A 9,710-nucleotide genomic window follows, 5' to 3' on the forward strand; every position below is an offset into this window, starting at 1 on the left:
TTTGGAAAGGCACTCTTGTGCTTAAAAAAGTTTTCAAATGCGGTCTGGCCGTTATTTACTGCCTGTGTTACCGATTTTGAGTAAGCTTCCTTGATCCAGGAATATTCTGGATGATTCGGAAGATACTCATTGTTAAGCCATACTCTAAACTGACTGCTGCTCATAAACTTTTTGCCACTTTCATGAAGCTCCTTATTATGAGCAAGATAGAAATTATAGATAAATCTGCAAGTACCTATTGTTTTACGAATCCTGACTTTCTGCTCCTCTGTTGGATTTATTTCCGTCTTGAAGCTCTTCAGCAATTTCCTCATCCCTTTCTATCTGTTTTTTATACTTACGAAGCCCATACAGCCTGCATGAGAACACATGGAGTATTGAAACAATATCCTGCACGAGTTCTTCCTGTGGCGATAGTTCTTCATTGTTTACTACCACTAGGGTTGTATTAAACTTTTTACAGAATTTCTCAAACCAGTCATAACCAAATCTGATAAATCTATCTTTATGGGTTACTACTATTGTCTTGATTTTTTGTTCCATTACTTCATCTAATAATTCGTTCCACTTTTTACAGTTGTAATTAAGGCCACTTCCATAATCTTCAATACACTGATTTACAATAATTCCTCTTGCATTACAAAACTGTCTTAAAAATGCAACTTGATTTTGTAAGTCATCTTTTTGATTCTTTGTAGACACTCTGGCATAAATAACCACCTGACGTTTATCATTTTCAATATTCATACCTTTGAATTGTAGATACTGATCATATGTGTAATAACGCCTATTAGTTAGAGTTCGGTTTGCCTTTAAAGTACCTTCTCTGTCCCAACGTTGTAATGTCTTAACAGAAACACCTAAAAGTTCAGCAAAATCTTTTGGCTTATAATTTTTGATATTTGATGTGTTCATTTTAACATTCCCCTATGAGCACATTCAAACACAACAGTCAATATATTCAGTTACTTAGATTTTCTTCTTAATAATAATTATATCATGGAACCATTTAGCTAAGATATAATCAAATATTTTTTCTTAACTCCTTTATATAGGTTTTATCGCTTATAACTTCAATGCATTACTTAATTAATTAGTATATACTGTATATAGGAGATGATAATGTGCAAACATTTTCACAACAATTGCATACGCTCTCTTTTGGTGCTAGACTTAATATAGTTGGATAGTCAACTAAAGAGGTGAGAGAGATGGATAAGAAAGAGAACTTCATGAGTGATAATGCATTACTATATCGTGCAGCTATTAAGTATTATGATAATAGATTAAAGAAATATGATATAGGTTATGGACAGGTTGTGAATCTAATGATGATTCATGAACATCCTGGTATTACTATGAAGGAATTGTCTTCTAGTGGTTCTGTAGATAAAGGTACAATCACAAAGAGTGTATCTAAATTACATGATGCAGGTTATATTCGTATAGAAGAGAATAATCTAGATAAACGTTCTAAGATACTTAAAACAACACCTAAAGCGAAAGATGTGATTACAGAAATGTATCTTGCGAGAAAAGACTGGTGGTCTCATTTAACATCTGATTTGACTTTAGAAGAAGTAGATCAATTAGAAAAGACAATGCATCTTTTAGTTAAGAAAGCAATAGAAGAACCAACATACCAGAATCATTTCCGTATCTTTGGTTTTCAAAAGCTCACTCTTCTAGATTATCCAGGAAAAATGGCATGTACTCTATTTACTGGAGGATGTAATTTTAAATGTCCTTTCTGTCATAATTCTGATTTAGTCTTCTTACCAGAAAATATGGTAGAGATTGAACAGGAAGATGTTCTTGAATTCTTAGAAAAGAGACAGAATATACTAGAGGGCGTATGTATTACAGGTGGAGAACCTTTATTACAGGCGGGTATTGTGGATTTCTTAAGAGTGATCAAGGATATGGGATACTCTATTAAATTAGATACAAATGGATCTTTTCCTAATAAGTTAAAAGAATTAGTAGAAGAAGGTCTTGTTGATTATGTAGCTGTAGATATCAAGAATGCGCCTAAGAAATACAATAAGACAATTGGTTTAGAAGGGTATCGTCTTGATTCTATTAAGACAACAGTCCAGTATTTATTAGAGAATCATGTAGATTATGAATTCAGAACGACAATCATTAAAGAATTTCATACAGAAAATGATATGAGACTAATTGGAGAATGGATCAAAGGTGCTAAGCGTTATTATCTTCAAAACTTTGAAGATAATGAGAATGTGATTCAAGAAGGTTTACATGCATGCTCATTAGAAACACTTCAGAGTTATAAAAAGATTTTAGAAGAATATGTTGATGAATGTGAAATCAGAGGGATAGAAGAAAGGATATGATAATATGTACCAGGTCATTAAAAGAGATGGTAAGATTACAGAATTTGATTTAAAGAAAATAACCCGTGCGATTGAAAAAGCATTTATTTCATTAAAGAAAGAATATCATCCTAGTGTGATTGACATGCTTGCATTAAAGGTTACAAGTGATTTTGAAAAGAAGATCAAGGATCATAAGATTGCAGTAGAAGATATCCAGGATAGTGTAGAGGATATCTTATCACAGGCAGGTTATAGTGATGTGGCGAAGTCTTATATTCTATATCGTAAACAGAGAGAGAAAGTAAGAAATATGAAGTCTACGATTCTTGATTATAAGGATCTAGTGAATAGTTATGTGAATGCGACTGACTGGAGAGTAAAAGAGAATTCTACTGTCACTTATTCTGTTGGTGGGTTGATTCTAAGTAACAGTGGTGCAATTACTGCAAATTATTGGTTATCTGAAATATATGATCAGGAGATTGCGGATGCACATAGAGATGGGGATTTCCATATTCATGATTTAAGTATGTTAACAGGTTATTGCGCAGGATGGTCTTTAAAACAATTAATTCAGGAAGGTTTAGGAGGTATTCCAGGTAAGATTACATCTAAACCAGCAAAACATCTTGCATCATTATGTAACCAGATGGTGAACTTCTTAGGTATTATGCAGAATGAATGGGCAGGTGCTCAGGCTTTCTCTTCTTTTGATACTTACTTAGCACCATTTGTGAAGGTAGATAATCTTCCTTATGATCAAGTGAAGAAATGTATTGAATCATTTATTTATGGTGTCAATACACCTTCACGCTGGGGAACACAGGCTCCTTTCTCTAATATTACTTTAGATTGGACAGTACCAAATGACTTAGCTGAACTCAATGCGATAGTTGGTGGAAAAGAAATGGACTTCCGTTATAAGGATTGTCAGAAAGAAATGGACATGATCAATAAAGCCTTTATTGAAGTCATGATTGAAGGCGATGCGAATGGTCGTGGATTCCAGTACCCTATTCCTACTTACTCTATCACAAAGGATTTTGATTGGTCTGAAACAGAAAATAATAAACTATTATTTGAAATGACTGCAAAGTTTGGTACACCCTATTTCTCTAACTATATTAATTCAGATATGGAACCAAGTGATGTCAGATCAATGTGTTGTCGATTAAGACTTGACTTAAGAGAATTAAGAAGAAAAAGTGGAGGATTCTTTGGTTCAGGTGAATCAACAGGATCAGTAGGTGTCGTTACTATTAACCTTCCACGTATTGCTTATTTATCTCATAATGAGCATGAGTTCTATGAAAGATTAGATCACTTAATGGATCTTGGTGCAAGATCATTAAAGGTAAAAAGAGATGTGATTAGTAAGTTATTAGAAGAAGGTCTCTATCCTTATACAAAACGTTATTTAGGTTCATTTAAGAATCATTTCTCTACTATTGGCTTAGTAGGTATGAATGAAGCTACACTCAATGCGAACTGGCTTAAAGAAGACTTAACACATACAGATGCACAGGAATTTGCGAAGGATGTATTAAACCATATGCGTGAAAGATTAGTGATCTATCAGGAAGAATATGGTGACTTATATAACCTGGAAGCAACACCTGCAGAATCTACATCTTATCGTCTTGCGAAACATGATAAGAAGAAATATCCAGATATCATTACTGCCACTAAAGAGGGTAATACACCTTATTATACAAACTCATCTCATTTACCAGTAGGTTATACAGATGACTTATTTACTGCCTTAGATATTCAGGATGAATTACAGACTCTCTATACATCAGGTACTGTATTCCATGCTTTCTTAGGTGAAAAACTACCAGACTGGAAAGGTGCTGCAACACTTGTAAGAAAGATTGCAGAAAACTATAAACTTCCTTATTATACCATTTCACCTACTTACTCTATTTGTGAAGATCATGGTTATCTTGTAGGTGAACAGCCTATATGTCCTGTATGTGGTAAACCAACAGAAGTATGGAGCCGTATTACAGGTTACTATAGACCAGTTAAGAACTGGAATGAAGGTAAAGCACAGGAATTCAAGGAACGTAAAACATATGATATGGGTCACTCAGTACTAAGTGGCAGACATATGAAGAAGATCAAAGAAGAACAGGCACAACCTGTTATACAGAATGAAAAGCTTTATTTATTCACAACAAAAACATGTCCTAACTGTCGTATTATTAAGAAGATATTAGAAGATGAACATGTAGACTATGAATTAATAGATGCAGAAGAACAAGTAGACCTCACAAAGAGATTTTCTGTCATGCAGGCCCCTACTCTTGTCGTTGCGAATGATAAGAGTTATGCAAAATATGTGAACGTGTCTAATATTAGAAAGTATATAGAAGAAAGATCATAACCAAAGTGGGCATCACTCATAGTGATGCCCATTTCTTTCAAAGTAAAAAGAAGACTGTGAGATCATTGGATCTCACAGTCTTTATTGTGTTTTGATATACATCTAATTGGTGGAAGTTTTAAACAAATAATAGTTTCTTGAAACATTGGTCTGTATTGTTTCAAATGTAAGAAGATTGTTTTAAGATAATGAACCGTTAGGACTACAAGTAAGTTTTACAGTTTTATTTATTGTTTTTTGTAGTGATCCATTTTGATGATATTGCTTAGCTGTTATGCTTGCAGATGCAGCTGCACCATTTTTTGAAGCTTTCGCATTACTCAATTTCCAGCTTGTTGAATAATTGGCTTTACTATATGTTGAGCTAGTACATGTTGCTGATTTCCCATTAACGGTAATAGACCATAGAGCTTTTCCATTGATATCTCTATAAGTTGCAGTTTTTGTGCCATTTCTAATAGAAGACCTTGCTTGTGTATAATTTGTTGTAATAACAGTTTCTAAGTAATAACCATTTTCTAACTCTTCTTTTGCATATATCCTAGTTGGATTTGTTTCGAAAGCAGATGCATTTAAGACAGAGTGAGAAAATGCTAAAAAAGAAATACATAAAATGGTGATTATTTTTCTTATCATGTTCATTCTCCTTATTTGATTTCAATTGTTTCTTCAAAATATCCACCTTTTGAATCTCTTATTTCTTCAAAAGTCTTTTGGTAAATATATGCTTTATAGCATAAGAATACTAATAATACAACAAGCGCAACTGATAAGAAATTCTTTAATAATCTTCTTACCTTTGCTTTTTCAATCAGACGATCCATATCCTCTTGCTCATAGTAACTAATAATCACTTCCTTGGGTGTACCAAGTCTTTCTACGATTTCATCATATGTCATATCATGAGAACCATCATCAATATTATCTATGAGCTTTCTTATATATTCTTTTTCAGATTTACCATAAGAAGCAAATAGATACTTAAATTGTTTAATATACTTTTTAACGTTTTTATTATAAGTCATGCTCTTCCTCCATAAATGTATCAATAATACTTGTCATCTCTTTGTATTCTTTGTATATGCCCTCTAGGTACTCTTTTCCAGATGGCTCCAAATGATAATATATTCTTGTCATTCTCTTTCCAACAAGCTTTTTCTCACTTGATATATAGCCTAGATCTTCAAACTTATAAAGAACAGGATACATACTTCCTTCTTTGATATCTATCTTACCATTTGTAAGTTCTTTAATGGAATGAGTGATCTCATACCCATAACAATCTCTTATTGAAAGAATCTTAAGAAATAACATTTCTAACTTAAAGAAGTTATTATTCTTTTTTGGCATAGTGTTTCCTCCATAGAAAATAGTAACATTAATATATTTGTTGTGCAATATATAGAAAAACTATATAGTTGTTGACAAAGATACAAGTGACATGCTAGTATTTAAGTGTAGTAAACGTTTACATCTGTACTATAACTAAACGGAGGTTGAAAACATGAAAAAAAAGTACAAATTAATTGCATTATCTTTTTTAATAACTGCTTGTGCAGTAACGTTATCTAAAACTGAAGTTTCTGCTTCGAATGATGCAGTTATTAATCAATATCTTCTTTTGAAAAATGAATACAATATAACTAAATCTAAATATATGCTGTCTGAAACTGATAGTAATGCAGTGAAGTTAAATAAGGCAGAAAAAGATATTGATCGTTTTAAAAATCACATTTATGAATTAAAAGGTAAATCTATAGAGGAATTGAAAAGATACAATTATACAGATTCGCAAATTGATGCGATAAAGAATTATGATGGAACAGAGGAAATGTCTGTAAAAGCATCTTCAAAAATTAAGTTCAGTGTTAAGAAAAATACATTAAGTTATAATTCTAAAACTGGATTGTCTACCGTTAAGGCTACAGTAAGTTTTAGCTGGAGTGGAACACCTGAAGAGTATGGAAATGATGCTTTTGCGATGGCATATGAAGCGGACAATAATCATAATTTTAAGAAAGTATCATCAGTTACTTCTTCATTGAAATATAAAGAATTTAAATCTCCAACAAGTGTAAAAACATGGACGAAGTCAGCGACTAATAAAGGTGATCAAGGTGTTACTGGTTCATATGGATGGTCATTCCCATTAAAAGTAAAAGGTGATCAATACTATGCATATTTATATGATGGCTCTTTTTCTACAACAGGAGTAGTAAGTGGAAAGGTAAAATATTTCAATGTGCGTTATTTGTATAGTCATAAAACATTTATGAGTACAACAACATTTGGAATTAGTATATCAAAGGGTTCGGTTTCTGCAGGAATAACACTCACACCCAAAGCATCTTATACAGGGTATCCTGGAAATCACGGTGGCATAGTAACTTGTTCATAATCCTAAGATGGTTATAATGAATTGCGAGGACATAATAAAATGAATACATTAAAGAAATTATTAAAGATAGTATTTTTGTTTATTTTAACAACTTATGGTTGTATGATACTATCTGCAATAAATTTGTGGCTATTTCAATATATTAATAATTTTTACCAGCATTCTGATTATTATTATGGACTATTTACTGTATCTACTGCCTGTGCTATAGTTGTAATAACTATGTATCTTTTGTATAAGAAAAAGAATTAATACACAGGAAAAGACCAATCACTGTTATTGATATACTTTGTTTGTTGATACAAATATGAGGCTGTTGAATATTCAACAGTCTTTTAATTTATAAAACACTTGACTACAGAGTTAGTGTATGCTAACCTATAGATAGTTAGTAAGAACTAACCAGGAGGTCAACAATGAAAGTAGTCTATGCATCAAGAACTGGAAATGTAGAAGCATTAATTGGAAAACTAGGTATTACAGACGCATTACATATTGAAGATGGTACAGAAAAGGTTTCTGAAGACTATATCTTATTTACTTATACAGATGGCTTTGGAGATGTTCCTTATGAAGTATCAGACTTCTTAGAAAACAATCCATCTATTAAAGGTGTTATTGCATCTGGTGATACAGGATATGGTGAAGCATATTGTTTAGCTGGTGATAAGATCAGTGAAGATTATCATGTTCCATGTCTTTATAAAGTAGAAAATGATGGTACTGATGAAGATGTAGAAGCCATCAAAGAGTTACTTTAATATGACCTTAGGATATCATCAATTTGAACATCTTCTTCTTACGCATTGCACACCTACCTTGATCAAGCGTAAGTTAGGTAGTATGTTTCATCTTGATAATAGATATTCAGATGTTCATGAACTTGTAGAATATTATGATCAGATTCTTAACCTTCAAGGATTACGAATAAATCTCTTTTATACTCATGGTCGTTATACAGTATATGTATATCTGCCTTCCTCACTCAATTACTTAATGACTAACAAAGACATTCAATCCTTTCTGAAACAATATGATTATCCTGATCATGATATTCTATCTCATCTAGAGAAACGTCTTGAGATGAGTCAATATCCACACGAAATAGGGTTATTTTTGGGTTATCCACTTGCTGATGTATGGGGGTTTGTACATCATAAGAAGTGTCAATGTTGTGGCTATTGGAAGGTATATGAAAATAAACGTGAGAAAGAAAGTCTCTTTAAACAATTTGACTGTTGTAAAAAAGAATTCATACTCCTTTATGAGCAGGGCTATTCTTTGTCACAAATCCTTAATCAGGCTGATAATCAGCCTTTTTCTTTTACCTTAAATGAATTATAATATTTTCGAGGTGGTTATAAATGATGAGAGTAAATGAAACAGAAACCAAAAGATTATTAGAAGCTGTTAAACCAGCGAAGCTTGTTGCAGCAACTAAATATATTGATGAAAAAGAAGTAGAGAAGCTAGAAGAATGTGGTGTTATGATCTATGGTGAAAATAAAGTACAGGACTTCTTAAAGAAGTATGAAGACTACCATGGAAAAGGTGTATGGCATTTTATTGGCACACTACAAACCAATAAAGTAAAGTATATTATTGATAAGGTACAGATGATTCATTCTGTCGCAAACTATAGATTAATTGATGAAATAGAGAAACAGGCAGCTAAACATGATTTAGTTATGGATATCTTATTACAGGTTAATATTGCGAAAGAAGAATCTAAACATGGCTTTAATGAAGAAGAAATGAATGAAGTGATGGACTACTTAAAAGATAAACCACATTTAAATCCTAGAGGATTAATGATGATGGCTCCTAATATTGAAGTAGAAGAAACAAGACAATACTTTAAAGCAACTAAAGACCTATTAACTAAACTACAGGAATCTTATCCTAACTATCAATTGACTGAACTATCAATGGGTATGACACATGACTTCCCTATTGCGGTTGCAGAAGGTAGTACAATGGTAAGACTCGGTCATGCATTATTTGATGAATAATTAAAAACATCCCTAGAAACATATGTTTCTAGGGATTTGTGTTTAGAATGGGAAATGTGGATTATTATATGACTCACAAGATTCTTGATACAATTAAATATGATGTACAGAGTGTAAAATGTAATAAGCGTAGAGGATTTATCAAAGATTATCATAAGTTCACAAGTGATAAGGATAAAAAGATTGAATTAATGTTGTATTTTGATGGTTCTATGAGTGATGATGATGCAAAACAGGTACAAAGGTTAATGAAACTTTTATCTGATAAAGGTTTTAACGGAAGTGTTCAATGTTGTAATGGAGAGTATTATAGTGATTCACTTAAACTAGGTACTATTCCTGATATTGAGGATATAGAAAAGTGTGATAATGAATAAATAGTGAAAGAATAGTGAAAAAGTTCTCTATACAGGTATAATTATAGAAAGAAGGAGGGCTTTTCGTATTATAGAACTAGAAGTTAATCAAGTAATAATTCTAGTTTTTTATTTTATCTAGAAGTGATATCATATCACTGAAGAGAAGTTAATCAATATAACTTGAGACATCCATAAGGTAAGCTCGTAAACAAC

12 protein-coding genes are annotated in these 9,710 nt (G+C 32.1%); 7 read left to right on the plus strand and 5 right to left on the minus strand.

Features of this window, described 5'->3' with window-relative positions; all coding sequences use genetic code 11:
* Both EAI80_RS10190 and EAI80_RS10195 read right to left on the minus strand, forming a co-directional pair.
* Positions 1-314: helix-turn-helix domain-containing protein (locus EAI80_RS10190; RefSeq protein WP_153188260.1), on the minus strand; the 314-nt coding region annotated here is incomplete at its 3' end.
* Entirely contained in the window at positions 244-900 is a 657-nt protein-coding gene (locus EAI80_RS10195; RefSeq protein ID WP_193760864.1) for an IS607 family transposase, read from the minus strand. The genes EAI80_RS10195 and EAI80_RS10190, both read right to left, overlap by 71 nt.
* A gap of 311 nt (positions 901-1,211) precedes the next feature.
* On the opposite strand from EAI80_RS10195, the gene EAI80_RS10200 reads away from it, so the two are divergent.
* Positions 1,212-2,357: an anaerobic ribonucleoside-triphosphate reductase activating protein gene (locus tag EAI80_RS10200; RefSeq protein WP_129981934.1), complete on the plus strand. Its 1,146-nt coding sequence runs from the start codon at positions 1,212-1,214 to the stop codon at positions 2,355-2,357.
* Between the two features lie 4 nt (positions 2,358-2,361).
* Positions 2,362-4,728: a ribonucleoside triphosphate reductase gene (locus EAI80_RS10205; RefSeq protein WP_129981935.1), complete on the plus strand. Its 2,367-nt coding sequence runs from the start codon at positions 2,362-2,364 to the stop codon at positions 4,726-4,728.
* A 180-nt stretch (positions 4,729-4,908) separates the two neighbouring features.
* Here EAI80_RS10205 and EAI80_RS10210 read toward each other — a convergent pair whose 3' ends face one another.
* Genes EAI80_RS10210 through EAI80_RS10220 form a run of 3 tightly spaced genes read right to left on the minus strand, consistent with a single transcriptional unit; the run spans position 4,909 to position 6,078 of the window.
* Complete coding sequence (locus tag EAI80_RS10210) at positions 4,909-5,364, minus strand: hypothetical protein (protein WP_129981936.1); 456 nt, start codon at positions 5,362-5,364, stop codon at positions 4,909-4,911.
* An 11-nt stretch (positions 5,365-5,375) separates the two neighbouring features.
* Complete coding sequence (locus tag EAI80_RS10215; protein WP_129981937.1) at positions 5,376-5,753, minus strand: DUF6120 family protein; 378 nt, start codon at positions 5,751-5,753, stop codon at positions 5,376-5,378.
* Positions 5,743-6,078 carry a PadR family transcriptional regulator gene (locus tag EAI80_RS10220; protein ID WP_129981938.1) on the minus strand — a complete coding sequence of 112 codons (336 nt, stop codon included), beginning with the start codon at positions 6,076-6,078 and terminating at the stop codon, positions 5,743-5,745. Before EAI80_RS10220 ends, EAI80_RS10215 begins: the two co-directional genes overlap by 11 nt.
* A 154-nt stretch (positions 6,079-6,232) precedes the next feature.
* Here EAI80_RS10220 and EAI80_RS10225 point away from each other — a divergent pair, with 154 nt between their 5' ends.
* From EAI80_RS10225 to EAI80_RS10245, 5 genes are all read left to right on the plus strand, one after another.
* Positions 6,233-7,126 (plus strand): hypothetical protein, encoded by an 894-nt coding sequence (locus tag EAI80_RS10225; RefSeq protein ID WP_129981939.1) that lies wholly within the window; start codon positions 6,233-6,235, stop codon positions 7,124-7,126.
* A 416-nt stretch (positions 7,127-7,542) separates the two neighbouring features.
* Positions 7,543-7,887, plus strand: coding sequence for a class Ib ribonucleoside-diphosphate reductase assembly flavoprotein NrdI (nrdI, locus tag EAI80_RS10230; protein WP_055234096.1), 345 nt, complete (start codon positions 7,543-7,545; stop codon positions 7,885-7,887).
* A 1-nt stretch (position 7,888) separates the two neighbouring features.
* Positions 7,889-8,470 (plus strand): DUF3793 family protein, encoded by a 582-nt coding sequence (locus tag EAI80_RS10235; protein ID WP_129981940.1) that lies wholly within the window; start codon positions 7,889-7,891, stop codon positions 8,468-8,470.
* Positions 8,471-8,490: 20 nt separating this feature from the next.
* Positions 8,491-9,138: a YggS family pyridoxal phosphate-dependent enzyme gene (locus tag EAI80_RS10240; protein ID WP_006504461.1), complete on the plus strand. Its 648-nt coding sequence runs from the start codon at positions 8,491-8,493 to the stop codon at positions 9,136-9,138.
* A gap of 68 nt (positions 9,139-9,206) precedes the next feature.
* A complete protein-coding gene (locus EAI80_RS10245; RefSeq protein WP_129981941.1) occupies positions 9,207-9,515 on the plus strand; it encodes a hypothetical protein in 309 nt (102 codons plus the stop codon).
* Positions 9,516-9,710: the final 195 nt, after the last annotated feature.

This window comes from Catenibacterium sp. co_0103 (genome assembly GCF_004168205.1).
Classification (GTDB): domain Bacteria; phylum Bacillota_I; class Bacilli_A; order Erysipelotrichales; family Coprobacillaceae; genus Catenibacterium; species Catenibacterium mitsuoka_A.

Excerpts from the sequence above, each read along its gene's own strand:
- EAI80_RS10200 (WP_129981934.1), top strand. The coding sequence starts at position 1,212 with ATGGATAAGAAAGAGAACTTCATGAGTGATAATGCATTACTATATCGT.
- EAI80_RS10205 (WP_129981935.1), top strand. The coding sequence starts at position 2,362 with ATGTACCAGGTCATTAAAAGAGATGGTAAGATTACAGAATTTGATTTA.
- EAI80_RS10210 (WP_129981936.1), bottom strand. The coding sequence starts at position 5,364 with ATGATAAGAAAAATAATCACCATTTTATGTATTTCTTTTTTAGCATTT.
- EAI80_RS10215 (WP_129981937.1), bottom strand. The coding sequence starts at position 5,753 with ATGACTTATAATAAAAACGTTAAAAAGTATATTAAACAATTTAAGTAT.
- EAI80_RS10220 (WP_129981938.1), bottom strand. The coding sequence starts at position 6,078 with ATGCCAAAAAAGAATAATAACTTCTTTAAGTTAGAAATGTTATTTCTT.
- EAI80_RS10225 (WP_129981939.1), top strand. The coding sequence starts at position 6,233 with ATGAAAAAAAAGTACAAATTAATTGCATTATCTTTTTTAATAACTGCT.
- nrdI (WP_055234096.1), top strand. The coding sequence starts at position 7,543 with ATGAAAGTAGTCTATGCATCAAGAACTGGAAATGTAGAAGCATTAATT.
- EAI80_RS10235 (WP_129981940.1), top strand. The coding sequence starts at position 7,889 with ATGACCTTAGGATATCATCAATTTGAACATCTTCTTCTTACGCATTGC.
- EAI80_RS10240 (WP_006504461.1), top strand. The coding sequence starts at position 8,491 with ATGATGAGAGTAAATGAAACAGAAACCAAAAGATTATTAGAAGCTGTT.
- EAI80_RS10245 (WP_129981941.1), top strand. The coding sequence starts at position 9,207 with ATGACTCACAAGATTCTTGATACAATTAAATATGATGTACAGAGTGTA.